The 25,178-nt window shown below is 44.7% G+C and carries 20 protein-coding genes; 12 read left to right on the forward strand and 8 right to left on the reverse strand.

The genetic code is table 11. The annotated features are described in order from the left end of the window. Window positions 1–68 precede the first annotated feature (68 nt). From M8332_RS00450 to M8332_RS00465, 4 genes are all read right to left on the reverse strand, one after another. Window positions 69–4,319: a glycoside hydrolase family 70 protein gene (locus tag M8332_RS00450; protein WP_252780198.1), complete on the reverse strand. Its 4,251-nt coding sequence runs from the start codon at window positions 4,317–4,319 to the stop codon at window positions 69–71. Between the two features lie 276 nt (window positions 4,320–4,595). Next, window positions 4,596–4,799: a hypothetical protein gene (locus tag M8332_RS00455; protein ID WP_252780199.1), complete on the reverse strand. Its 204-nt coding sequence runs from the start codon at window positions 4,797–4,799 to the stop codon at window positions 4,596–4,598. 2 nt (window positions 4,800–4,801) lie between these two features. Beyond that, on the reverse strand, window positions 4,802–5,434 hold the full coding sequence (locus M8332_RS00460) for a LysR family transcriptional regulator (protein WP_289847019.1): 633 nt from the start codon (window positions 5,432–5,434) through the stop codon (window positions 4,802–4,804). Window positions 5,435–5,667: 233 nt separating this feature from the next. Further along, entirely contained in the window at window positions 5,668–7,218 is a 1,551-nt protein-coding gene (locus M8332_RS00465; protein WP_252780201.1) for a ClC family H(+)/Cl(-) exchange transporter, read from the reverse strand. A gap of 223 nt (window positions 7,219–7,441) precedes the next feature. Between M8332_RS00465 and M8332_RS00470 the strand changes: the two genes are divergently transcribed. Both M8332_RS00470 and galU read left to right on the forward strand, forming a co-directional pair. Continuing rightward, window positions 7,442–8,377, forward strand: a complete 936-nt coding sequence (locus M8332_RS00470) for an alpha/beta hydrolase (RefSeq protein ID WP_252780203.1) — start codon at window positions 7,442–7,444, stop codon at window positions 8,375–8,377. Window positions 8,378–8,523: 146 nt separating this feature from the next. Next, a complete protein-coding gene (gene galU / locus M8332_RS00475; protein WP_252780205.1) occupies window positions 8,524–9,402 on the forward strand; it encodes a UTP--glucose-1-phosphate uridylyltransferase GalU in 879 nt (292 codons plus the stop codon). Between the two features lie 61 nt (window positions 9,403–9,463). Here the strand turns inward: galU and M8332_RS00480 are convergent, their stop codons facing one another. Beyond that, window positions 9,464–10,249 (reverse strand): glucose 1-dehydrogenase, encoded by a 786-nt coding sequence (locus M8332_RS00480; protein ID WP_252780207.1) that lies wholly within the window; start codon window positions 10,247–10,249, stop codon window positions 9,464–9,466. A gap of 182 nt (window positions 10,250–10,431) precedes the next feature. Here M8332_RS00480 and M8332_RS00485 point away from each other — a divergent pair, with 182 nt between their 5' ends. After that, window positions 10,432–10,815 carry an iron-sulfur cluster biosynthesis family protein gene (locus M8332_RS00485; RefSeq protein ID WP_252780208.1) on the forward strand — a complete coding sequence of 128 codons (384 nt, stop codon included), beginning with the start codon at window positions 10,432–10,434 and terminating at the stop codon, window positions 10,813–10,815. Window positions 10,816–10,885: 70 nt separating this feature from the next. Here M8332_RS00485 and M8332_RS00490 read toward each other — a convergent pair whose 3' ends face one another. The 3 genes from M8332_RS00490 to M8332_RS00500 all read right to left on the reverse strand — a co-directional run bounded on the left by M8332_RS00490 (window position 10,886) and on the right by M8332_RS00500 (window position 15,756). After that, entirely contained in the window at window positions 10,886–11,494 is a 609-nt protein-coding gene (locus M8332_RS00490; RefSeq protein ID WP_252780210.1) for a VTT domain-containing protein, read from the reverse strand. A gap of 93 nt (window positions 11,495–11,587) precedes the next feature. After that, window positions 11,588–13,465 (reverse strand): acyltransferase family protein, encoded by a 1,878-nt coding sequence (locus M8332_RS00495; protein ID WP_252780211.1) that lies wholly within the window; start codon window positions 13,463–13,465, stop codon window positions 11,588–11,590. Between the two features lie 143 nt (window positions 13,466–13,608). Then, window positions 13,609–15,756 carry an ATP-dependent Clp protease ATP-binding subunit gene (locus M8332_RS00500; RefSeq protein WP_289847020.1) on the reverse strand — a complete coding sequence of 716 codons (2,148 nt, stop codon included), beginning with the start codon at window positions 15,754–15,756 and terminating at the stop codon, window positions 13,609–13,611. Between the two features lie 281 nt (window positions 15,757–16,037). Here M8332_RS00500 and M8332_RS00505 point away from each other — a divergent pair, with 281 nt between their 5' ends. The 9 genes from M8332_RS00505 (at window position 16,038) to M8332_RS00545 (ending at window position 25,177) form a co-directional block, all read left to right on the forward strand. Next, on the forward strand, window positions 16,038–17,027 hold the full coding sequence (locus M8332_RS00505) for an LCP family protein (protein WP_252780212.1): 990 nt from the start codon (window positions 16,038–16,040) through the stop codon (window positions 17,025–17,027). A gap of 17 nt (window positions 17,028–17,044) precedes the next feature. Further along, on the forward strand, window positions 17,045–17,800 hold the full coding sequence (locus tag M8332_RS00510; protein ID WP_252780213.1) for a hypothetical protein: 756 nt from the start codon (window positions 17,045–17,047) through the stop codon (window positions 17,798–17,800). Between the two features lie 45 nt (window positions 17,801–17,845). Continuing rightward, complete coding sequence (locus tag M8332_RS00515; protein WP_252780214.1) at window positions 17,846–19,015, forward strand: hypothetical protein; 1,170 nt, start codon at window positions 17,846–17,848, stop codon at window positions 19,013–19,015. Then, window positions 19,008–20,126 (forward strand): UDP-galactopyranose mutase, encoded by a 1,119-nt coding sequence (gene glf, locus M8332_RS00520; protein WP_252780215.1) that lies wholly within the window; start codon window positions 19,008–19,010, stop codon window positions 20,124–20,126. Before M8332_RS00515 ends, glf begins: the two co-directional genes overlap by 8 nt. Window positions 20,127–20,131: 5 nt before the next feature. Next, window positions 20,132–21,565, forward strand: a complete 1,434-nt coding sequence (locus tag M8332_RS00525) for a flippase (protein ID WP_252780216.1) — start codon at window positions 20,132–20,134, stop codon at window positions 21,563–21,565. A gap of 86 nt (window positions 21,566–21,651) precedes the next feature. Then, window positions 21,652–22,485, forward strand: coding sequence for a GT-D fold domain-containing glycosyltransferase (locus tag M8332_RS00530; protein WP_252780217.1), 834 nt, complete (start codon window positions 21,652–21,654; stop codon window positions 22,483–22,485). Between the two features lie 216 nt (window positions 22,486–22,701). Beyond that, window positions 22,702–23,355: a sugar transferase gene (locus M8332_RS00535; RefSeq protein WP_252780218.1), complete on the forward strand. Its 654-nt coding sequence runs from the start codon at window positions 22,702–22,704 to the stop codon at window positions 23,353–23,355. Between the two features lie 62 nt (window positions 23,356–23,417). Next, a complete protein-coding gene (locus M8332_RS00540; protein ID WP_252780219.1) occupies window positions 23,418–24,203 on the forward strand; it encodes a DUF4422 domain-containing protein in 786 nt (261 codons plus the stop codon). 11 nt (window positions 24,204–24,214) lie between these two features. Beyond that, window positions 24,215–25,177 carry a glycosyltransferase family 2 protein gene (locus M8332_RS00545; protein WP_252780220.1) on the forward strand — a complete coding sequence of 321 codons (963 nt, stop codon included), beginning with the start codon at window positions 24,215–24,217 and terminating at the stop codon, window positions 25,175–25,177. Window position 25,178 lies beyond the last annotated feature (1 nt).

Consider the following 25,178-nt stretch of genomic DNA (forward strand, 5'->3'; position numbering starts at 1 on the left):
GTAAATCGAAACCCCCACCTAAGAATTTAGGTGGGGGTTTTCAGTTGGCTTCGTAACAATCGAAAAAGTTACTTAGTAATGTTAATGGAATTAGTGGGTTTAATTAAGTCACCAGAATTAGGGTCATAATAGCTGGTGGTTCCATCAGGGTTAGTAACGGTTTGGCCCTTTGCTTGGATTCCATTTTGATCGAAGTACAGGTGGTGACCGTCAATGACCTGCTCTCCGGTGACCGCGTTTCCAAGTTGGTTCAGGTACATCCACCGGCCGTCGGGCAGTTCAGCAAATTGATTGCTTAACTTTTCACCGGTTTGACCTTCGTAGTAGTTAATCGAACCATCCGGATTAACCACGCGGTCTCCCTTGACTTGGATTCCGTTTTGGTCGAAGTATAGGCGGTGACCGTTTATGGTTTGGGCGCCAGTGACGGCGTTCCCATTGTGGTCCATGTACATCCACCGGCCATCGGGGAGTTCGGCAAATTGGTTGGTTAACTTGGTCCCGTTTTGGCCTTCGTAGTAGTTAATCGAGCCGTCCGGATTAAGGACTTGATCTCCCTTGACCTGGATCCCAGCCTGGTTAAAGAACATCTTCTGACCGTTAATGGTCTGGGCTCCGGTGGCCATACGACCGTCACTTAGGAAGTAGCGCCACTGGTTACCATCGATTTGGAGGAAGCGGGATGCGACCCGTTCTCCGCGTTGGTTGAAGTAGAAGGTACCATCCTGGTTACGAAGGTAGGAATCCCGTAATTCAGCGCCACTAGGTAAAAAGAAGTAGGTTTGGTGATTAATCGTTTTTTCACCAGTAACCATTGCTCCATCAGCATCGAAGTAGTACCAGTTTCCCTTGGCTTGAATAAATTGATTTTTGGCTTCGTAGCCACTGGTTGAGAAGTAGTGCAGCTGGCCGTTAATTTGTTTAAAGCCAACGTCCGATTTTTCTCCCTGAATTTGCTTAGGAAGAAAACTACTGTCACCAGTCACCGTAAAGTACTGGTTCGTGGCTTCGTCTTTGAGCACGTATTCTGCCCCCCGGTGTTGAATGTTAGAATCGTTAAAGTACTTGGCGGACCATTCGGTGATGCGTTGGCTCGGATCCATGGGTTGGCCCGTAGAAATTTGCTTTACTTTAAACAGTTCTGGGTACTTGGCTTGCAGTTCTTTCAGGAATTTGCCTCCATATTCTTTTTGATACTTTCCACCACCAACGGTTTTTGAGTCGTATAACGTATGGTTGATGGAGGCATCGGGGATTTGATTTCCAAAGTTATCGGTTCGACTCGCCGTGACAATTTCTTCTCCAGGAAGATTGTAAATTTGATCGGGAACCCAGTCATTGATGGCTTGCAAACCTTGTTGATGGAGAGCCCGCAGCGCATTCAATAGGTCATCAGTAGTTCCGTATTTAGTTGGCGTGTCAAAACCAACGTCATAACGATCCGTAAAGGCGTAGCCATTTTGAACAATGGAATCCAGAAAACTAGTGTCAGTACTCGAGCGGTACTGGGGCGCAAGTTCAAAACTAGTAATTCCTAAGTACTTAAAGAATCCAGCATTTTGGGCAATCAGGCGGTTAGTTCGTTCTGCTTCCGTGGTAGGCATGGCTTGAAAATTCGAAAAGCCTTCGTAGATTAGTTGTGAATCAAGCGCAGCGTTGGAATGAAAGACTTTGCCGTCGGTTACTGGAGCCGTTGAACTTTCCGTGCGGGCGTCTTGGTCGGCTGGAGCGCCCACTGGAACCCAAACTGAGAGATAGCCGGATACCTGCGGATCAGTTACGCTGAAAAGTTGCGCGCCCGTTAAGATCAATTGCCCCTGATCGTTAGTGTAGAGAAGGGGGGCCTGATCATCGGTTTGATAAATCCCGAGACCGGTTCTCGTTGTGTTTAAGAGGGCCCGATAAGCCTGGTTGCGATGAGCTAGTCCCATTTCTAAGATAACCCGAGCGTTTTGATCAAGGATCAGATGCGGGTCATTACTAATAACTACTCCGATTCCCTCGGTGCGGCTGGTAGCCGGTCCCAGTTGGGTGCTCGTTTCAATGCCCTTGCCGTAGCGAACAGACGTTAAAATTCCCGTGGGCGTGCCCGTCTTGGAGTTAACGTATTGCACGTTCATCCGTTGGCCACCAGCGACGTATTTAATTCGGTTTTTCAATAATGCGACTAGGGCCTCATAGTATGGTGATTTAGTTGCCATGTACTGGCCATCGTCACTGTAAAGGTCACCGTAGTAAACGCGCGGCACCGTGTCCTTGTTAGTTAACATCAGCGCATAGGAAGCGGGGATGTTGTAGGCAGTGTATTCCTTATTGGCCTTCTTTTGGTCGGCATCATAAATCTCAAAGGCCTGTTTAATTTCTGCAGGGGTCACGGTTAACCCGTCTGAATTGGGATTGATTTTGTCCTTAATAATTTGGGCAATGACGGTTTGCACTTCACTATCATGAGCTCGAATGAACGAGTAGTTTGGTTGAGCCTGGTTTTCAGTCTTGTTTTCACCAGTCCGATTGACAATGCTGGTGGTTAAATTGGGTTCGAGGCCACTCCGTTGGTTTGCCGGGATGTTAAGGGAATATTTCCAAGCCAGGTGCATGGGGAAATCCATGGTTAATTGATTATTATCGTGTTGTTTAACGTAATCGGCATCATAATTTTCCCAGTCTTCAAGGATGGATAGGTGGTGGTTTGCGGTCGCTTCGTCAGCCTGTAAATGATAGGCAGCTTTGGCATAGTCAGCGGCAATTTGTAATAAATCAGCGTCAACGTTGTCAACCGCATCCACCCGGTAACCGTCGAAGTTAGCGCTCGGATCATTGGCCACGATGGAACCAATGTTCATCATGTAGTGCAACCAGTTTAACTGTTCGGCCTGCACCACCGGATTGGAATTATCAACGTCATTGGCTAGTAGGTATTCAAAACCACCGGTACTGCCAGTTTGTGAGCTTCCAGTTTGGTTGGAAGGCGTCCGGTTAAGGAGGCGGTAATCTGAATTAGCGTAGGGGGTTAAGTCACTATTTTCATAGCGTAATGCTCCACCTTGGAGGTGATCGCTTCCCTGGTTTTCGGATTCAATGTTCCAACTGGGTTGGGAATTAATGAAGTCATTGATCAAGTCATGAAACCACACGGTGTCTCCGTGGTTCGCGCTGATTCTGCGTTCAATGTTTTTTTGAATTTGAAAGGCATAGGCGCTTAGTAAGCGTTGATTATTGGGAGTGATTTTGAACTGCCGGCCCAGGAAGTTATTAGTTTGCATGTAACTGAGATAGTTCATTTGAACTAGTTGGTTGGGCCACCAGGTCATTAACAGGGGCCGAAAGTCAGTGACCTGTGATGCCTGCCAGGGTGTTCCGTCACGGAGGATTTCCTTTGGTCGGTACCAGGTGTTAGCGGTTAAGTAGCCGTTGACATTGGTAAATGATTCGGCATGAGCAGAATAGGCCGCGTTGTTCGGAATGAAAATGGGATTGAGCTTATTAATTTCCGGCATGGTTTGGGGAACCAGTTTTCCGGTCTCACGATCAAAGGTGAAGGGGTGGCCGTTGTCGTAGACGGTCAGATTTTTAACCACCTGGCCCTGATCATCGATGTAATAGTAATCATTTCCCCGTAATTGAATGTGGGAGTCAGTTGGCTTGAATTGGGGCGTGGCGTTCGCCGCTGGTTGTGCGGAACTTGGTTGGGCCACTAGTGTTATCACTGGTGATTCCTCTGGTCCAGCAGGTTGCGGTGCAGGTTGATCTGGATGCGTGGTAGCCTGCGTTTCAGTCTGTTGTGACTGGTGATCAGTAGTCACTGTGTCGTGGTGCTGGTCCGAATGATCTGCTTGGTCGGTGGTTACATCCTGGTGATCTGACTGATCTGAAACTGGAGCAGGGGCCTGTGGCTGACTAGCTGGTTCCTGCTTAGTCGAGGTGCCGGGCTGCTCCGTTGGTTTTAGACCAGGATTTGGAGTTTGCGGGTCCTGGTTCTGGGCAATAGTTGTCGTTGGTGCCGGGTTATGGTCTGGCTGGGCCTGCTGTTGCACTTTTGAGTTTGTAGCAGTTTGCTTCTCTGGGGCTGCTTGCTTTGGCTGCGCGGTGGAAAGTTGCGCAGGGTTTTGTTCTGATTGGGTCGTTGGTTGCTCAGCTGGTTGTGCTGGGGCAGTCGCCACCCCGGCGGTCTTAGGGATGGTCGTCTCGGCATGGGCATCACTAGTCAGTAAGACGCCAGTAGTCAGGATTGACATGCTGGAGAGGAGGATGGCTCCAAAAACCAGCTTTTTGCCGGATTTATACATCTTGTAATGTAAATTAGTGTTAGTTCTTTTCACGATTAGCTCCTTTAAGTGGGATAGTTACCAAGATTAATTCAGTTCGGATCGATCCAGATTTGAATTATTCCAAGCGTAGCAATTTTATTTGGATAACTGAATTTGATAAATTCTAATTGTCCGCGTTAATTTTTATAATGATTAAGTAACTAGAAAGGAGCGAGTCGCAACCGGAGACTAATCGCAAAAAGCCCCCGCACGGGCTAAACCATGCAGGGGCTGGGGACTACTGGTGCTACTAGAAATTAGGAACGTTATGGAGACGCACGAATTGGGTTAAATTTGCTGGAGGAACTTCGTTAACTCCCTTTCAAAAATCTCGATTTCGCGGGTTTCCGTATATTTGATTGTGTACATTGCTTCAGAAATCGTGGGGATCATGGTGCTTTGAATTTGTTTAATGTTTGTTTCATCTGCTTCAAGGGAGAAATCCGGGAGGTAGGCCATTCCGTCTCCATCGGCAATGATCGATTTAATCACCTCTAAGTCATCAATCCGGATGAAGTTCGCCTTGGGATGAAGCTGGTGCAGGGTTTTTTGAGCGCGGGCGAGTGAAAGTGGCTAAAGACGATGTCGTACTTAGTAAAGCCTTCGTTGATGTTTGTTAACCCAGCCGGAACGGCGAGTTTCATGTCGTACTCATAGATTTTTTGGACGTTTTGCTGACTCTGCTTGCTAATTGATTTGGTGATGTAAATATCGCATTCACATTCGTTCATGTTGCAATCATTTACAATCATCGAAATCTCAATCTGCGGGTTTTTCCGAATGAAAATGGGGATGAATTTTTTCATGAGGGGGACAAATAGCGAATAGGTCGAGATGTACAAACAGGAAGCCTTCTGCTCCTTGAAGAGCTTCATTTCGAGATAACCATCGTTATAACTTGCCACGATTTTTTCAGCAATCGGAATCAAGCGGTTTCCAGAGGCGGTGAGGCGAAGGTGGCGGCCCTGTTTGGCAAAGAGGGTGACCCCTAAGTGAGCTTCCAGGTTTTTAATTTGGTGATGTAGAGATGGCTCGGAGAGGTGGATTTGTTCGCTCGCTTTTCGATAATTCAAGATGCGAGCCATGGTTAAAAAAGTTTTGTACCAGTCGATATTCAAAAATATCACGCTTTCTAGAAATTGGTTGTGCAGAATACAACTACACCCAAGTAATCATGTATTCTATATTAACGTATATTTTTTAAATTAGTATTAGAAATAAACTTGATAATCATTAGTTAATTACTAATTGTTTTTTGATCGTTTTTGTACCAAGGTTACAATTAGAGCCAACCAAAAAAGCAAACCCCTTCGAAAAGGGGTTTGCTAATGCTAAGAACGTGGTTGACCAGTAGGCACAATTAAATTTTTTCTTGTTGGTTGGTAGTCATGTGATTTAATTCCTGATATAAATAGCCACGGGTATCTTTGTGGACTAGAAAAATTAGATTATCACCCGGTTTAATTACCGTGGCGCCGTGGGGCAGAATGGTTAGGTTTCCCCGTTTAATCGTAATTAAAATGGTATTCGCCGGCCAGGTAATGTCTTTGACCTGGTGGTTAGCGACCTCACTGAAGTCAAAGACGGGAACCTGTAGTTGGTCGGTGGCTTCCAGGGAATCTAAGTAGCGTTTGACGCTGGTTAACCGTTCGGCGAGAACCTGATAGATGGGTTGGGTTCCCAGTAGGTCACTCGTGAGGTAGGCAATTAAGACCACGATGGTAAGCGACATAAAGTTCCGGGTACTACCGACTAGTTCCGTGATCAAAATGATTGAGGTGAAGGGATCCTTACAAACGGCCGTTAGACAGCCGGCCATGCCAAAGATCAAGAGGTTGTTCATTAAGCCCGCTGAGAGTAGGCCGAACTGATTCATGACGCTCCCGTAGATGACCCCAATTAACGCTCCCAGGGTCAGGATGGGCATGAAAAAGCCCCCTGGGAGTCCGGCTCCGTAAGAAACGAGTCCAAAGCCAAACCGGAGGGCCAACCAGGCTAACAGCAAGATTACGGCGTAGTGGTTGTGGGCCACTAACATGATTGTTTGACTTCCCCCTCCAATGGTTTCTGGGAAAAACACTCCAATGGGGATGATTAAGAGGAGGGGAACCACGCAGTACAACCAGCTCGGGATAACTTTGAGCTTGGCATACCAACTCCCCGCGTTCAGGATACCGAGGTTATACCAATGCCCTAACAGACCTAGGAGCATGCCTAGAGGCAACAATTGCCAGTACATATTCGGCTGAAAGAGCATGTGATAAGAAATTGGGAGGACGGGAGTTAGCCCAAACACCTTTTCAGAAACAAAGTTCGAGCATAAGGAACCGGTTAAGCACGAGATCCAGATCGACGGTTGAAAATTCCGATAGATTCCCTCCAGCACAAAAAAGGTCCCAGCCAAAGGAGCACTGAAGGTGGCCGATAGACCTGCCGCTGCGCCCGTGGCGATTGAAAGCCGGCGCGCCCCACCTTGTTGCTTTAGTCCCGCTGCGATTCCCTGACCGAGTGCGCCCCCTAATTGGATGGAAGGACCTTCCCGGCCCATGAAAACCCCGGTGGAGTTCGTGAGCACCCCTGCGACGAATTTTTTCCAGAGAATTTGGGGCCACGACATTTCTAAATTACCTGCCAGTTGGGCTTCAACTTGGGGAATCCCCGATCCCCGGATGTTTGGTTCCGAGCGGACGAGGAGCCCGACTATGCAGGCGATGATCAGGGCCGCCGGAATGACGATCAAGAGGGCGGTCCACTGCTGATGCAGGCTTTGATAGAGGGAACTGCTAAGCCGCATGCCGTGATCAATTAAAATTCGGAAAGCAGAGATGATTCCTCCGGTAATGATCCCAATGATGGCACTGATTCCAACTAACTTTAGATTTGTAAATGAGAGTTGGGACGATTTTTTCATGATTTTAAACCCCTTCATTTTCAACTGGTATTCATTGTATCATTTTTAGTTGGGGTTCATGGATGTGGTAAAATGGGACTTAGTCAATTAAAAGTGCCGTGGCTCGTTGTCCCCAAAGATTGCTAGCTTGAATCAGCAACTTGGACCGGGGGAGCAGCCGGCAACATCACTAAAGTGGGCGTACGGAAGGAGTGCGCTTTTTCGATTAGAAAGATAGGTAGACATGACAACAACTAAGCAGCCAAAACCAAAACGGATCTGGCCCCGGGTCCTAATCAGTGTCCTGGTTATTTTGATCATCATTGGGGGCGTGATGATCTATTTCCTCTTTAACTTTGCCTTCCAACGGGGTGGATTTGCCTCGCGTCAGGAACAAAACATTAACACTGAATTTTATGACCGGACGCCTTCCCAAACGTGGACGCAGAAAACCAAAGATGGCTTAACCCTCAAGGCTCACTACTTCACGGCGGACCAGCCGACAAACAAGACCATCGTGGTGGTGCATGGCTATGGGGGTTCAGCGCGGAAGATGAGTTCCTACATTCGGATGTTTCATAACGATGGTTACAACGTGCTAGCTCCTGATAACCGGACGTTTGGCCAAAGTCAGGGGCATTACATTGGGTACGGATGGTTAGATCGAAGCGATTTGGCCCACTGGATGAAGCAGTTAAACCAGTATAATCCGCATGCAGAAATCGGAATGTTTGGGGTCAGCATGGGCGCCGCCGAGGTGTTGTACACTTTGCCACTGGCTCCACATAACGTCAAGTTTGCGATTGCCGACTGTGGGTACACGAGCATTAGTGCCGAGTTAGCCTACCAGCTAAAGACCATGTTTAAACTGCCGGCGTTTCCAATTCTGCAGATTGCCAGTGTGTACTCCAAGCTCTTTGCTAAATATAACTTCCAACGGGCTGATACCAAGCAAACGCTACGGCAGAATCAAATTCCGCTCTTCATCATCCATGGGGATCAGGATACGTTTGTGCCCACTAAGTTCGCGTACCAGAACTTTCGTAATAACGGTGGGAAAAACAAGGAACTGTGGATTGTGAAGGGAGCGGGTCACGCCCAATCCCGCTCGATGGAACCCGAACAATACCAACAAAGAACCCAGGCCTTCGCAGAACGGTGGTTTAACTCCCAGCCCTAGAAGCAGTCCGGTAAGTAGCGCCGCGAGCCAATATTTACAAAAGGGCTGAGAATTGGTATGCTAAAAGAAAGTTTTTGAGGTTCAAACAGCATTGTGGCGTGGTTTAGCGCTGATGATTGCTAGAAAAATAAAAGGTGGATTAGAAAATGAAAAAAGTTACCAAAGCGGTGATTCCCGCCGCGGGATTAGGAACCCGGTTCCTCCCAGAAACCAAGGCCGTACCGAAGGAAATGTTACCGGTCATTGATACCCCAACGATTCAATACATTGTAGAAGAAGCCAAGGCTTCCGGGATTACGGACGTTGTCATCGTGACCGGAAGTGGCAAGAATGAAATCGAAGACCACTTCTCACCGAACTTCATGTTAGAAGATAACCTGGAACGTAAGGGCAAACTCGAGATGCTAAAAGCAGTTCGGGCGACTGACGACGTCAAGGTTTATTTCGTCCGGCAGGGCTATCCTAAGGGCTTAGGCGATGCCGTGTTAACGGCGAAGAGTTTCATCGGAGACGAACCGTTTGTAGTAATGCTCGGTGATGACCTGATGACTGACCAAGTTCCGTTAACGAAGCAACTCATTAATAGTTACGAAAAGACGGGAGCTTCAACGTTAGCCGTGATGCGGGTCCCACACGAAGATACTTCAAAATACGGGGTGATTGATCCCGTAGAGAAGCTCGATGATGAAACGTATCAAGTCCGGCAATTCGTGGAGAAACCGAACCCTGATGATGCCCCGAGTGATTTGGCCATTATCGGTCGTTACCTATTTACCCCGGAAATCCTCGATGTGTTGGAAACAACGAAGCCGGGGAAGGGGAATGAAGTCCAGTTAACGGATGCGATTGATACTTTAAACAAGTCCCAAAAGGTCTATGCGCACGAGTTTAAGGGAGAACGGTTCGATACTGGGAACAAGCTGAGTTGGTTAGAAACGAACATCCGCTTTGGATTGAAACGGCCCGAACTAAGTGCTGATTTGAAGGACTACATTATCAAGTTAGCGCACGAATTAGATCGCTAACCTAACAAAAAAGCCAATTGTGAAATTCACAATTGGCTTTTTTAGTTGAAAAATAAGAAGTTTAGCCCTTACCGTCTTTGAAAGCAGGGTAAAGAGTCATTCCACCATCAATGTAGAGGGAAACTCCAGTGATGTAACTAGCTTGATCAGAAGCTAAGAAAGCGGCACCAGCAGCTACTTCAGCAGGGGATCCAACTCGGTTCATTGGAACCATGGAAACCGTTGAAGCGTATTGTTCTGGATCAGCAAATTTTTTGGCGTTAATTGGAGTATCAATCGCACCGGGACAAATTTGGTTAATCCGAATGTTTTGGTTCGCGTATTCCATTGCAGTTGTTTCAGTAAAGAGCTTAACCCCACCTTTACTTGCAGCATAGCTTGCGAAGTTAGGCCAAGGAATTTGTTGGTGCACGGAAGAAGTGTTAATCACAACTCCCTTTTTCTTGTTAGCTAACCAGTAGTCAAGAGCAGCTTTGGTTCCTAAGAAAGTCCCCGTTAAGTTAACGCCTAAGACAGTATTCCAGTCGTTAAGTTCAATTTGATCAGTAGGACAACTTTTTTCCATTCCAGCGTTGTTGAAGAAGACGTCCATGCCACCAAAGGTATCAACGGCTTTTTTAACTAACGCATCAGCAGCGGCTTCGTTACTGATATCGTGTTGGATGATGGTTGCTTTACCACCGGCAGCTTCTACTTTAGTAGCGGTGTCATTAGCAGCGGCTTCGTTTTTGTGGTAGTTGATTACCACGTTCATGTGTTCTTGGCCGAGTCGTTCAGCAATTGCTGCTCCAATCCCAGAGTCTCCTCCGGTAATTACAGCAGTTTTGCCTTCAAGATCTTTGTACATAACCATACTAGTTCTCCTTTTCTGTTTGAGATAGCCTAATTTTAACACATTTAATTTTGGAATGGAGCGGGGAGCCGTTAGAATTTGAATTGTTGAAAATTAAATTTTGTGAGCTAAATATTAGGGTTCAGAAATAGAAGCTGTTAGAATAAATTAGTAAGCTATTTAAAGGAGGAATTATTATGAACTTAACGATTACGGATGCAGCAATGGACTACATCAAAAAACGGTTAGCAAACGCAAAATATTACCTATTAGCAACTGACGATGGCTCCAACCAATACTCTAAAGGTGGCGGTTCTTGTACAGTTGGTGATACTTTCCAAGTGGTCGGGGTATCAGAATTAGCAGATCCTTATAAGATTAAAATGGACAACAACCAGGATGCGCCATTCTACACGAGTGAAAATGATATGTCCTTCTTTGATAAGGGAATGAAGATCGACTTTAACCACAACTGGTTACAACTAAAGAGTGACAGTGAGTTGTTAGATGGTCAAATGACCACGAACGACGCTACCAAAGGCGTTGATGACACCAAGATGGACGGTGTGATTGGCTGCTAATCGATTAACTACCAGCTACTAGTTGGTGGTTTGTTCAACTAAAAAGACGATGCCACGGCATCGTCTTTTTTTATTTGGTTGCCAGTTTTTGCAGGAGCCAATTAGCACCGCTGAAAAAGATGGCCATAAAGACTAGTAAACAAATTATTTCCAACCAGTTTCCCTGGAAGATACTATTTCCACCTAGCGCATAGATGATGGAAAGTGGAATGGTTCCTAAACAAGCGGCCACCGCAATTAGTTGGGGACCGAATTGTTTCTCACCATTAGCAGCCTGTAAATCGACGAGGTAGGAAGGGATGATGGGAAGCGCATAGCCAATCACAAGCGCCATCAGGGGGTTCTTACTGTGCTTAAGATGATTAGCGAAACGATTGTGGCGGTACTGTTTTTCCAAATCGTTTTTCATGAAGGTGATTAGCCGTAATGCGGTTAGGTTCCCTAGGCCAATGCTGATGGCATTCATGATTGTGCCCGGGAGGGTTCCAAAGCATAAGCCTGCCAAAATAGCGATCGGTGCAACTGGAAGCCCCGGAACCACCGTTCCAAGGTAGAGTAGCAACATTAAAAGACCGAGGTCAGTTGCTCCATGGTTCCGAATTTCATGAATGGCCTCGGGACGTTCCGCGGGATTGAACATCATCTTAAGCTGGGGCTGATAGTCTTTAAAGACTATCAATAACAGTAGGAGCCCGAGTAAAACGGCGCCCGTTTTTAAGAGGGTAAGTTTACGAAAATGGGGAAAATGCATAACTAATCCTTTGGGTCTTCGTTATTTAACGGCGTGTTGTAAAACTTGTTTGGCAATGAAGGTAGCATACTTCGGGCTCCCAGCTTGGTTGGGATGAGCCTGGTCATCATAGAGCCAGTCAGGATGCTTAGCAACGTAATCATTCCAATCAATAACATAGAAGTGAGGCTGTTTTTGTTGCGTTTTTTGGAGCAACTCGTTGTTTTGATTTTGCCAAGGTTGGGAAGGAATGTGATTATTAATCCAGAAAATGTGGCGGTTGGGGCCGGCAATTTGACAAACTTCACTAAGCGTTTCTGGTTTAATTGCTCCATTAGTTCCTAATCCAATGATAATATTCTTTCCCAGTAATCCCTGGCTTTCCATTGCTTTTAGGGAAGCAATGGCGGCATCCGGCTGGCGTGAAACCTGCGCATCAATGTAGAGTTGCGGGAAAATCTTTTGAAGCTCATCGCGTCCCGCTAACATGACGGAGTCACCAACGGCACTTCCGGAAAGTTGCTGAGCCTGTTTTAACTGTGCCTTAGTCAGGCCGTCTTTTTGAATCTTGGCTGCGTCAGTTGAGGTCCGTTGAACCTTTTTCCCGCTTTTAATTTGCTGGGCCAGCTTTTGGTTATACTGCTGTTCCTGTTTGCTATTCTTCTGAATGTGCTTGGCAAGGGGGGAGTGGTTGGCAACCTTTGGATCCACAGTGGTTGATTGGATGACACCCACGCTTCCACACACCAGAATGAACGCTAGGAGAGCCCGTCTGAAGGTGATTTGGGTAAAGAAAGCGGATAAGCGACGGAGGGCACTACGGTAGTCATAGTGACTGAAGGGCACCTCCACGTACCGATATGATAGTTCTGAGATAACGAGGATAAGCGCTACTTCAATTCCGGCGTACAGCCACTGGTGAGCGGCGAGGTTTGGCACCTTATCACCGAAAAAGACAAAGACGGGGAGCTGGTAGACGTAGATTTCATAGCTGCGTGACCCAATCCAGTTAAAGACCGGATTAGTTAAAGCGCGGTTCCACATGCCAGTGATGGCAATCATGGCCCACATCGCGAGCAGCGTTAAAACCGAGAAGAGAAACATCCCACTCCGGTAGAGGAACGCCGACTGAGCGCCGACCGTGAGGATGATGAGCGCCATCCCACCGATTCCAAGGCCACCAACCAGGGCAAAGAAGCGGCGTTGGTGGCGGTTGGGGTGCGCAAGCACGTGCTTACTAGGCCAGAGCACGGCGAACCCGGCTCCGAGTAGCAGCGAGAACATTCGGGTATCCGTTCCGTAATAAACCCGACTAGGGTCCACGCCCGGGTGGAACAGGAGCGCCATTAACAGGCTGGATCCGAGAGAAAGCAGGAGCGCCATTATGAGGACACTCCGATTGCTTTGGCGCCGGTTTTTAAACCAGCGGAGCAGGAATAAGACGATCAGGGGCCAGATTAGATAAAATTGACCTTCGATTGAGAGCGTCCAGAGGTGCGTAAACGGAGACTCGGAACCAGCGAATTTTTGAAAGTAGGATTGCCCGTTGGCGATCTCAAACCAGTTGTAAACGTAAGTTAAGTTGGTTAAGATACTCTGCCACAGGTTGGCAAGTAGATTCCGTTGAAAGAACGTAATGTAACTGGCAGTTGCCAATAACATGACGATCAAAGTGGGATAGAGCCGTTTCAGACGTTTATACCAAAAATGACCGTAATGAAATTGCCCCGTGGTGTGGTATTCATTTAAAAGGTGATCGGTAACTAGGTAACCGGACAGGGTTAAAAAGACCGGGACCCCTAGATAACCACCACTAAAAATGGTGGGATTAAAGTGATACAGAAGCACGCAAATTACTGCTAGTGCCCGCAGGCCGGTAAATCCAGTAATAAAGCGATAGTTAGGACGCTCGGTTGGCATAATTGGGGGAACCTCTTTTGCAAAATTTATTCGACACGCCTTTAATGATATAACCGTACGAACGCCGTTACAATAGCAAACGGAAAATTAAGGAAAAAAAGAACCCGTCGCGAGACGAGTTCTTTTTCAAGTAATTTTAATCATTATTTAGTTGCTTTTTCAGCAACGTGGTCTGCTTCAATTCGTAACGTATTGTTTTCCTTATCAAGAACGGCCTTGATGTCTTTCACATCTTGGTGATCAAGGTAGTACATGGCAATCTTGTCACGGAGTTGTTGTTCAATGACACGCCGCATGGGACGAGCACCCATGGCTTCATCGTAGCCTTGTTCCATCAACCAATCCTTCACGTCTTGGGAGATAGAAAGCTTCATACCCTTACGTGCTAACGTGTTGTTAAGGTCTTCAATCATCAAGTCGACAATTTGACTCAAGTCTTCCTTAGATAGGTGCGAGAACTCAACAATGGCGTTAAACCGGTTTAGGAATTCAGGACGGAAGAAGGGAGCTAAGCGATCCATGATGCTTTGGTTCTTAGCTTCGTCATTTGACATGGCGTTGTTACCAAAGCCGGCGTTGGAAGTAGCAATAATCACGGTGTTCTTAAAGTCCACCACGTTTCCTTGCCCATCAGTTAACCGACCATCATCCATTACTTGGAGGAGGAGTGTGATTACTTGTGGGTTCGCTTTTTCAATTTCGTCCAGTAACACGATTGAGTATGGATTCCGACGAACCCGTTCCGTTAATGTGTTACCGTTATCGTTGTAACCAACGTATCCAGCGGTTGCTCCAATCATCTTAGATACCGCAGTTTCGTCTTGGTATTCTGACATATCAAGGCGGATGATGGAGTCTTGGTTGTTAAACATGTCCTTAGCTAATTGCTTAACCAATTCCGTTTTACCAACTCCAGTCGGTCCAACGAAGAGGAAGGAACCAATTGGACGGTTGCCTTCGTCAAAGCCCGCCCGGTTCCGACGAATAGCGTTAACTACAGCATCAACGGCTTCATCTTGACCAATGATGTGTGATTTGAGCCGGGAACCCATGCCTTTCAGCCGTTCCATATCATCAGAAGTCATTTGTGAAACTGGAATTCCAGTTAATCGTTCTACTGATTCAGCGATGTCAGCTGGTTTAGCAACGGGAGTTTCGGAGTTGTCAGATTGATTATTGAGTTGTTTTTCTAACTCTTCAATCTTTTCCTTATCCTTAGCCGCAGCTTCGTAGTTTTCAGCCTTAGCATCAGCGTCTTTTTGTTCTTTAGCGGCCTTGAGTTCTTTTTCAAGACTAACCTTGTCAGTAACCGGGTGCTTAGCAGCTAGGTGAGCAGCCGTCATATCAACTAGGTCAATGGCCTTATCTGGTAACGAACGCTGGGGAATGTATTGTTCGGAGTAATCAATCGCAGCCTTTAGAGCGTCATCGGGTAATTTAACCTGGTGGTGATCTTCGTAAGACTTACGGATGCCTTGCAAGATTTCAAAGGTAGTTTCTTTGCTAGGCGCGTTCACCGTAACATCGTTGAACCGCCGCGCTAAAGCAGCGTCCTTCATGATGGTGTTTCGGTATTCGTCTTGGGTAGTAGCACCGATTACGGAGATATCACCACGCGACAATGCTGGCTTCAGAATATCTGACAGGCCCTTGCCTCCGTTTTCATCGCCAGAAGCACCAGCCCCAACGATTTGGTGAATTTCGTCAAAGAAGAGGATGACGTTTTTACGTTGTTCAACTTCTTTGACTAACTTTTGAATGTTTTCTTCGTAAGCACCCCGGTATTGAGTGCCCGCTTCTAACGAAGATAAATCAATCGAAATGATGTCCTTGTCCTTAATCGTAGCAGGAACTTCACCCTTCACAATCTTTTGGGCTAAGCCTTCGACAATCGCGGTCTTACCAACTCCGGCATCACCAACTAAAATCGGGTTGTTTTTAATCCGACGACTTAGAATTTCTGCCGTTTCTTGAATTTCTTGATCACGGCCAATAACAGGATCTAATAAGCCCTGCTTAGCTTCATCAGTCAAGTTACGACCGATTTTATCAAGGTAACTTTCTTGTTTTTGATTTGTTTGATTGGCTTGGTTAGTAGTAGCGTTATGCTGACCAGTTTGGCCGGGAATCCGGCCCGTCCGGCGCATTTCGGCAACTTGTTCAGGGGTAAGCTCGTGCCCGTTAACCACGTAACGTGCGTTCGGGTTGTTACCCATGTTGTTAAAGAAGCTGTTAAATAAGTCATCCATTCCACTGTTTCCAAATGGATCGTTTCCAAAATTGCTTGCCATAGAAAAATCCTTCTTTCCTAAGTTAGTTGCCAGGCAGCTTTTAAGCACTGCCGTCTGAGGTTTATCTCAACCTCTGATATAATTTTAACCAATTTTAACCAAAAAGAACAGGATTTAGCTCAAAAAGGTCAAAAAAGGTCAATTTTTTTGGAATGGTAAAAATAACACAAGTTGATGAGGCTCGCAAGACCCGCGGGAATTGAATGTTTTAAAAAGTGCCGTAGTTTGGTAAACTGTAAGTATTGTCGTTTACAGATAAGTAGATAAAGGAGATTTTCAGGATGGAAGAAAGTCGGTTACAGCGAGATCAACAGCCGAAGGAATCGCATCATACTAGAAATATTATTTTGACAATTATTCTGGTCCTGTTGTTAGGGATAGTAGCATTTGGATCCTACAAATATTTCGCCGTTAAGAACGCCGTTGACAAATCTTATACCAGTGCAGGAATGAAAAAAGAACGGGACACAAAGGCCCTCCTTAAGAACAAGCAACCCATTTCAATTTTATTGATGGGAACGGATACCGGTGAACTAGGCCGGACGTACAAAGGGCGAACGGATACCATGATGGTGGTAACCATTAACCCGCAGCAACACAAGACGTTAATTACCAGTATTCCCCGGGATACGGCCGTTAACATCCCCGGCTTTGCTGATCAATCACCCGCTAAAATTAACGCGGCTTACGCATACGGAAGCACCAAAACTGCCATTCAAACGGTGCAGCAAATGTTAAACGTGCCGATTGATTACTACGCCATGATTAACATGAGAGGCTTGGTCCAAATCGTTGATCAAGTTGGGGGCGTAACCATCGAACCGGAATTAACCTTTGATTACGAAGGCTATCACTTCACGAAGGGCCAACCAACCAAGATGAACGGGAAAAAGGCGCTCGCTTACTCCCGGATGCGGTACGATGATCCCCGGGGAGACTTTGGCCGGGAACAACGCCAACGCCAGTTGCTGGAGGCAGTCGTTACCAAGAGTGGTTCGGTTACATCATTGTTAAACCAAGGTTTCATTGATTCAATCGCGAAAAACACCCAAACTGATTTACAGTTTTCTGATTTATCGGCAATTGCGACCGGTTACTTATCCGGACGGAAAAACATTGAGAATACTTATTTAAGCGGTCAATCAGGTGAAATGATTGATGGGCAGGATATGGAAGTTACCCCCCAAAATGAGTTGCAAAAAACTACCGACCGGATCCGTAACAGCCTTGATTTGCCATACGCAACCACTGGAAAGATTGCTTTGAATTAAAGAGAGGTTAGTAACAAATGGAATATTCAAAATTTCAGTATTTATTGTTTCGATTGGGTGGACTGCTTAATAATAAGCTGTTCATCGCGGCCGTCTTTTTAGTTATCATTGCTGGTTTTCTGCTCTTTTTGTTCTATGATTACAAAACTAACGGACCAATTTTAGCTAGTTCTGACGTTGATAATGACCAAAAACGACCGGGATTAACTGGCAAGCACGCTAAAAAAGAGTGGAAAAATAGTAAAGTGACGGAAGTTATCTTAGCACTGATTCCGTTGGTACTATTGTTACTACTGTTTATCTTTAAAGGGAAATTAAGTAACGTTGATGCACCGAACCAACTGGTTACAAGTGGAAAACCGGTGAAAGTAGCCACTGGGAAAGTAATTTGGATTAATAATGAAAATGGGAAAGTAGGAATTACAACTTCTGATCTTGACCCTAGTAATCCAATTGTAGCCGGAGTCAATGCACGCACAGTTGGTCCAAACGATAACTTGATTACAATGTACGAAGGAACGCACATTAGCAATAACAATCTGTTGGATTTACACGTTGGCGATTCAGTTGAAATTAAAACCGATAAATTTAACTGGAAGTACCAAAATCACGACCAGTACCCAGATCCAACCAACATGAGTAGTAAAAAAGCGTTGTTGAACAAAGCTGATGTTAATGGTGAAGTTTTTAAGGTTAAACAGAAACAACGCGCGACCGAACCCGAATTACGGACGCCCAGAAGTGCCGGAATGAGTGTTAATAGAGCAGAATAACGATAACTTCCGACGGAAGATTAATTGTAGGGAGATGGTTGATTTTTGATTAACTTTAAACGTTCCATTAATTATAGTAGCCTAATCTTTTTAGTGGCGTTCGTGATGTTGATTTTAAGTGGAACCCTGCGCATGACCATGTTTGTGCCACAATATCGTATGATTGCCAGAATGTGTACCTTATTTGATTACTTACCATTACTGCTGGTAACCGCAAAGGTTTTACTGTTAGATAAGCTCGCTAATCGCAAAAAAATGGTCTTTGTGCTACTCGGGTTAATCTTGTTGTACTCCTCCTATGTCTCTAAATATCATGATTTGACGAACTCCTATTTCATGATTTGGGGGTCCCTAGGGGTCAGTTTGAAAAGAATTTTTAAAACCTCATTTTTTACAATGTTAAGCGTCCTAGTCCTGACCGTGTTAGGGTCACTACTAGGTTTGATTCCGGATTTAATTTACCTACGAGACGGAAACTTTCGAATTGCGGCGGGGACCATCTACCCCACCATTTTTGCTTCAATGGTCTTTTTCACCATGGTGGCTTACCTCTGTTGGCAGTTTAAAACGACCAATAAAAAGGTGATTATGGCTGGCTTTGGGGCGATGGCCTTGGTAGGATTAATTGTGTACATCATCACTGATACGCGGAATGACTTTATCTGTATTGAATTGTTGGCGCTGGTAACGCTGTGGCGTTACTACGGAAAGGCGCTTAAATTTAATCTGGTTAGAATGATTATCTTAATCATGCCTACCGTGGTCTTTTTATGGACGGCAGTTTCGGCCTTTTTCTTTAATCCCAGCAGCATGCTCTGGAACTTTTTTAACCAACTCTTTAGTAATCGCTTGTCGTTGGTTGCTTATGCAGCCAACCGGTATTCGGTGCAATTGTTAGGTCAAAGCTTGGTCGAACATGGAAATGGGTACAGTTTAAAGCCCGTCCGACATTATTTTTTTATTGATTCATCCTTTTCAAGGGTCATGCTATTAAATGGAGTAATCGCATTTATCATCGTTTATTTAGCGATTCAAGTGGCTTTTTATTTAATCATCAGTAAAAAACAAGTCTTTTTAACGGCCTTTCTGTTGATTTTTGTCGTTACCATGATTGAAGGAACATTTTCCACATTATTTATGACGGTGGCATTTAACGTTACCCTGTTTGCTTTGAAAGTTTTATTACCTAGTAAGGAGAAATTTGGTTATGACTGATTATCTAGTAGTTGGTTCGGGATTATTCGGCTCAACATTTGCATACGAAGCAGCAAAACGCGGCAACCACGTGGAAGTGATTGAAAAACGGGATCACGTGGCCGGCAACATTTACACCAAAGAAGTAGAAGGAATCCAGGTCCACCAGTTTGGGGCTCACATTTTCCACACTAAAATGAAAGATATCTGGGAATACGTGCAGCAGTTTGCGGAATTTAATAACTACATCAACAGTCCAGTGGCCAACTATCATGGCGAAATTTACAACCTACCTTTTAATATGAACACCTTTAACAAACTGTGGGGGGTCCGGACGCCCGCCGAAGCCCAGGCTAAAATCGAAGAACAAAAGCAGAGCGCTAACGTACCGGAGAAACCGACTAACCTCGAAGAACAAGCGCTCTCCTTAGTGGGAACGGATATCTACGAAAAGTTGATCAAGGGGTACACCGAAAAGCAGTGGGGACGCAGGGCAGTTGACCTGCCGTCGTTCATTATTCGGCGGATTCCCGTCCGGTTTATTTATGACAATAATTACTTTAGCGATCCTTACCAGGGAATTCCCAAGGGTGGGTACACGCAAATCATTGAAAAAATGTTAGCCAGTGATCTAATTGACGTAAAGGTTAACACGGATTTCTTTGACCACAAAGATGAGTATCTGCAGTCCGGGAAACGGATTATTTTCACAGGCATGATTGATCAATTCTTTGAATATGCCCTCGGTGAATTAGAGTACCGGAGTTTACGGTTTGAAACCGAAGTGAAGGAAGTCGATAACTACCAAGGGAACGCGGTCGTTAACTATACGGATGCAGAAACGCCCTTTACGCGGGTGATTGAACACAAGCACTTTGAATTTGGCAAAGGGAACAAGGGCAAAACGGTGGTTACCCATGAATACCCGAAAGACTGGAGTCGGGGTGACGAACCATACTACCCAATTGATAACAAACAGAATCGCTCTTTATACAAGCAGTATACAGATTTAGCCAATCAGGCAGCTGAGAACGTGGTCTTTGGGGGTCGCTTAGGGCAATACCGGTACTACAACATGGACCAAACGATTATGTCAGCCTTACGCTTGGTCAAAACGGAATTTGGTGAGTAATTAGGATGAAAGTAATTAAAAATTACTTATATAATGCTTTTTATCAAATTTTTATCTTACTGGTACCATTGGTCACTTCCCCTTATCTAGCCCGGGTTTTAGGACCAAAAGGGGTCGGAATCAATGATTTTACGAATGCCGTCATTCAATTTTTCATTATTTTCGGAAGCGTGGGGGTGGCCCTCTATGGGAATCGCCAAATTGCCTATGTGCGCAATAACCGGGCGAAGCTGACCAATACGTTTTATGAAATCTTTTTCATGCGGTTAATCACCATCGGGGTAGCCTACATTGCGTTCTTCATTTTTCTATCCCTGGTGCACCGCTTTCAGGTATATTACCTGGCTCAGTCGTTTTCGCTGTTAGCAGCCGCCTTTGATATTTCGTGGTTTTTCCAAGGAGTGGAGAATTTTTCGATTACGGTTTTACGGAACCTGTTGGTTAAAATTATCACCCTGATTAGTATTTTCACCCTGGTAAAATCATATAGTGATTTAGCGACCTATATTTTAATTTTGTCACTATCTGCATTAATCGGGAATCTGACGTTATTTCCAAGTTTACGCAAGTATATCGGCTTGCCAGATTGGAAGCATTTCAATTTGTTCAAGCATTTTTATCCCACGTTTGCGCTTTTTATTCCCGAAATTGCCACGCAGATTTACCTGTATGTGAATAAGTACATGCTGGGAATCATGACTAACGTGACCCAGTCAGGGTACTTCGGCCAGTCTGACAAAATTGTGAAGATGTCGTTAGCGGTTGTTACCGCAACCGGAATGGTAATGTTACCGCACGTTGCGAATGCCTTTCAAAAGGGTGAATACGAGAAAGTACGTCGGTATCTATACACCACGTTTGAGTTTGTAACGGCCATTTCAATTCCGTTAATGTTTGGAATTGCCGCAGTGGCACACACTCTAGTTCCGTTGTTCTTTTCTCCTAAGTTCACGCCGGTGATTCCGCTAATGATGTTGGAATCGGTGGTTATCGTTCTAATTGCTTGGAGTAATGCCATTGGAGTGCAGTACCTAGTCCCCACGGGACAAAATAAAGCGTATAACTATTCGGTAATTATTGGAGCAATTGTGAACATCATTGCAAACGTGCCCCTGATTTTAACGATTGGAACGGTGGGCGCCACGTTAGCTACGGTGCTTTCTGAAGTTTGTGTAACGGTCTACCAAGTTTATTCCATCCGCAATCAGGTTAGTTTAACCGATTTGTTTACAGGGTACTTCAAATATTTTATCGCCGGGTTGGTAATGTTTATAATCGTGTTTGTGATTGACATAAAATCCCAGGATACTTGGTTGGTCTTAATTGAAGAAATTTTCATTGGGATGGTATGTTACGCCATCATGTTGTTATGTTTACGACCACGGTTGATCAAAACTACGTTAGCACAAGTAACCCATAAATTAAGTCAGCGCCATTAAGCGAGCAAAGTTACTAACTAGTCCGGCTGGGTGCTGGAATGAGTACTTTTGCCAGATCTAAGGAAGAATAAAGAAGAGGTTTTGCGATGAAAGCCAGCGTTTTTATTGATAAAGCGGTTAACGATATCGTGTATATCCCCATTTATCAGGTTAAATATAAGCGTAAATATAAAGAGTTTGCGATTGCAACCATCCAACAAACAATTGATGCAATTGTGGATAAGCAAGTTTCGTTAAGTCGGTTTGGCGACGGTGAATTTAAATGGATTCACATGATCGAACAAAATTCCTATGAAAAGGAATCCCCAGAGCTTAGTAAACGATTGCTGGAAGTGATGAATACCAAGGACCCACGAGTGCAGGTTGGACTTCCCCAAGCCTTTCGTGATCCCACCGTTTTAACGGCGAAAAAGTACTGGGAACGAGAAATGGGAAAGTATGGAAAGCAGTGGACGAGTGATCCGGATCCCAACAAGCAGTACTTGAACACTTCGGTAACCCGACCGTACATGGACTTAATTGATAAGTCTGTGGCAGATTATGTTTTTGCTAAATTCAAGGGATACCTAAAGCACAAAACGGTCCTAATGATTGAAGGAAGCGCAACCAAGTTTGGCGAAAATAATGATTTATTAAGTCAAGCTAAACGAGTGGTTCGGCTTACCTGTCCGGACCGCAATGCCTTTGAATCCTACGCCACCATTTTTTCTACGGCTGTTCAGAAAATGAAAACGGAGGGCATTGACTTGGTACTGGTCGCGTTGGGACCGACTGCTACCATCCTCACGTACGATCTAGCCCGATCCACCACCCAACAAGTTTTAGACGTTGGTCACATGGATATTGAGTATAGTTGGTATTTAAATGGTGACACCAAGCGGGTTCCGGTTGCTGGCAAAGCGGTTAATGAAGTTGAATAAGCGTTAAAAAGAACTTAATGTAATGCGATGAGCTAGCTAAAAAACACTACATTAGGTTTTTATTTTGGAGTAAAGTGGGTTAAACAAGGACGAAGCAACAACCGTAATTTTTAACTGTTTTTTCTTTTACCGATTTTGTATGATATAATTAGAGCGCTTTACATCGGTAATTATTAGGTTACTGAGGACTGATTTTTAAGAAAAAGGTGATTAGATTTGACTGATGAACAGATCTGGCTTAATCCAGCAAAAGTACAAAATCGACCAGTTTATTTTTCTGTGAAACGGATGATGGATGTACTTTTAAGTGTTTTAGGTTTAATTTTAATCAGTCCACTGTTATTAGTGATTTGTTTGCTAGTTAAATTTGATGGCTCGCACGGAAAAGTGTTGTATGTCCAGGAACGAGTTGGCAAAAATGGCATTCATTTTAAGATGCTTAAATTTCGGTCAATGGTTCCCAATGCGGATCAAAAACTAGCAGAATTAAAAAATAAAAATGAAGTTGAAGGGGCCATGTTCAAAATTAAGGATGATCCCCGGATTACGAAAATTGGGAAATTTATTCGGAAATACAGTTTGGACGAACTTCCCCAGTTATTTAATGTAATTAGTGGGAGTATGTCGTTAGTTGGACCACGCCCCCCGATTCCGAGTGAGGTAGAGGAATATACTGATTACGATAAACAGCGGTTGCTGGTAGTCCCTGGTTGTACGGGACTCTGGCAAACCACGGCGCGTAATAGTTCTGACTTTAATGAAATGGTCAATTTAGATTTAGATTATATTCAAAAAAGTTCCTTTTCGTTTGATTTAAAGATGATGTTTGACACTGTCAAAATTATGATAAAGCCGAACGCTGCATACTAATCGAAGTGAATCAGTTTTGATTCACTTTTGTTTTGTCAACGTGATTGTAAGGAGACCTTCCCATGAAAACCAAAATTTTAGTTGCTACCCATAAGGCCGCTCCGATGCCAGCCGACCAACAATTATACTTACCAGTCCTTGTGGGTGCCACCTTTAACGACACCGGACAAACGGGCTTTCAGTTGGATAATCAGGGTGACAATCTTTCTGCGAAAAACCCCAACTATAACGAACTAACGGCGGTTTACTGGGCATGGAAAAATTTGCAAGCGGTTGATGCCATTGGATTAGTTCATTACCGACGGTTTTTTAGTGAAAGCCACCGGCGCAGTTTAGATGCAGTGTTAACTGCGTCGCAAGCTGATGATTTACTGAAGCAAGCGCCCGTTGTGTTGCCCAAAAAAAGACATTATTACATCGAAACGATTCAATCGCATTACCTTCATTCGCATTATCAAGAACCACTGGATGTAACTCGTGCGGTAATCGCACAACACGATCCAGATTACTTAGCGGCATTCGATGCGGTGATGGCAAGTCGCTCTGCCCATATGTTTAACATGTTTATTATGCAAAAGAACTATTTTGATGCTTACTGTAAGTGGATGTTTGGCGTCTTGTTTGAGGTGGAAAAGCACATTGACATCACGAACTATTCGACGCAGGAAGCCCGGGTATTTGGCTACCTTTCAGAATTGTTGATGGACGTATGGATTAACACTAATCAAGTGAAATATGTGGAGTGTAATTGGATTCAGATTGGGGACCGTCAGTTAGTGAAAAAGGCCTATGGTTTTTTGAAGCGGAAACTATTCAGTAACGTTGGTAGTGATAATACCCATTATTAGGAGATTGATGAATGGCTGAATATGATGTTAGTGTGATCTTAACGACTTATAATGCAGAACAAACGCTAGCGCGCGCGTTTACTTCAATCATTCAACAACAAACGGGGCACTCGTTTGAAGTCATTGTGGTGGACGATGGATCGACTGATAAGACCGTTCCAATGATAAAAAAGTATGCGAGTCAATATCGCAACGTTCGCTATGTGTTGCAGGCCAATGGCGGACCATCGGCAGCTCGGAACACGGGGATTGATCATGCGCAGGGAGAATTTCTGCTCTTTTCTGATGACGATGACGAATATCGCCCCGATTACATCGAAAATGCAATGCAACAAAGCCCTAACCAGCAATTGGTCATTGTTGGAATTGAGAAGCATCTCCAAAACGGTGAGGTGCTGACTGAAACCCATTCAGCACTTGAAACGGCGCGGAGTAACGAACAACTGATTCAAACCTATTTAGTTAATAATCAGGAGTTAGATGTTGGACCATGGAATAAATTATTCCGCGTAAGTTTAATCAGAAAACATCAGCTGTATTTTGCCAATAAAATCTTTGAGGATAGCCTGTTTATTCTGAAGTACTTAAAGCTAATTAACTATAATGAAATTGGTTTTGTGCACCGATCTGAGTATCTGCTATACAAACGAAATGGTTCGATCACTAATTCATATGAGCAGCAGCTGTTAAGTCGCTGTGATGATTACATTGCCGCGGTCGCAAAACTTGTCAAAACGAAGCAGGGCTTACCGAGGTACTTTGCTAGTTTTAAAGCCCGCATTTATTTGTACTATGTGCACAGAAATATTTTGACGAATGCGGCGTGGACCAGTAATGAGCAATGGCAGTTTTTACGCACTCGAATTAATTGGCAATCGTTTCTAGCTTTAGATAATAAGTATCGCTTAGCACTTGGGTTAGCCCGATTTTGGCCTAAACTCTATATCAAAATGTATCGACAAAAAAATGAGTGAC

It is taken from the genome of Fructilactobacillus ixorae (assembly GCF_024029915.1).
Lineage (GTDB): Bacteria > Bacillota > Bacilli > Lactobacillales > Lactobacillaceae > Fructilactobacillus > Fructilactobacillus ixorae.

Excerpts from the sequence above, each read along its gene's own strand:
- M8332_RS00530 (WP_252780217.1), top strand. The coding sequence starts at position 21,652 with ATGAAAGCCAGCGTTTTTATTGATAAAGCGGTTAACGATATCGTGTAT.
- M8332_RS00500 (WP_289847020.1), bottom strand. The coding sequence starts at position 15,756 with ATGGCAAGCAATTTTGGAAACGATCCATTTGGAAACAGTGGAATGGAT.
- M8332_RS00510 (WP_252780213.1), top strand. The coding sequence starts at position 17,045 with ATGGAATATTCAAAATTTCAGTATTTATTGTTTCGATTGGGTGGACTG.
- M8332_RS00545 (WP_252780220.1), top strand. The coding sequence starts at position 24,215 with ATGGCTGAATATGATGTTAGTGTGATCTTAACGACTTATAATGCAGAA.
- M8332_RS00540 (WP_252780219.1), top strand. The coding sequence starts at position 23,418 with ATGAAAACCAAAATTTTAGTTGCTACCCATAAGGCCGCTCCGATGCCA.
- glf (WP_252780215.1), top strand. The coding sequence starts at position 19,008 with ATGACTGATTATCTAGTAGTTGGTTCGGGATTATTCGGCTCAACATTT.
- M8332_RS00485 (WP_252780208.1), top strand. The coding sequence starts at position 10,432 with ATGAACTTAACGATTACGGATGCAGCAATGGACTACATCAAAAAACGG.
- M8332_RS00465 (WP_252780201.1), bottom strand. The coding sequence starts at position 7,218 with ATGAAAAAATCGTCCCAACTCTCATTTACAAATCTAAAGTTAGTTGGA.
- M8332_RS00505 (WP_252780212.1), top strand. The coding sequence starts at position 16,038 with ATGGAAGAAAGTCGGTTACAGCGAGATCAACAGCCGAAGGAATCGCAT.
- M8332_RS00480 (WP_252780207.1), bottom strand. The coding sequence starts at position 10,249 with ATGTACAAAGATCTTGAAGGCAAAACTGCTGTAATTACCGGAGGAGAC.
- M8332_RS00470 (WP_252780203.1), top strand. The coding sequence starts at position 7,442 with ATGACAACAACTAAGCAGCCAAAACCAAAACGGATCTGGCCCCGGGTC.
- M8332_RS00495 (WP_252780211.1), bottom strand. The coding sequence starts at position 13,465 with ATGCCAACCGAGCGTCCTAACTATCGCTTTATTACTGGATTTACCGGC.
- galU (WP_252780205.1), top strand. The coding sequence starts at position 8,524 with ATGAAAAAAGTTACCAAAGCGGTGATTCCCGCCGCGGGATTAGGAACC.
- M8332_RS00525 (WP_252780216.1), top strand. The coding sequence starts at position 20,132 with ATGAAAGTAATTAAAAATTACTTATATAATGCTTTTTATCAAATTTTT.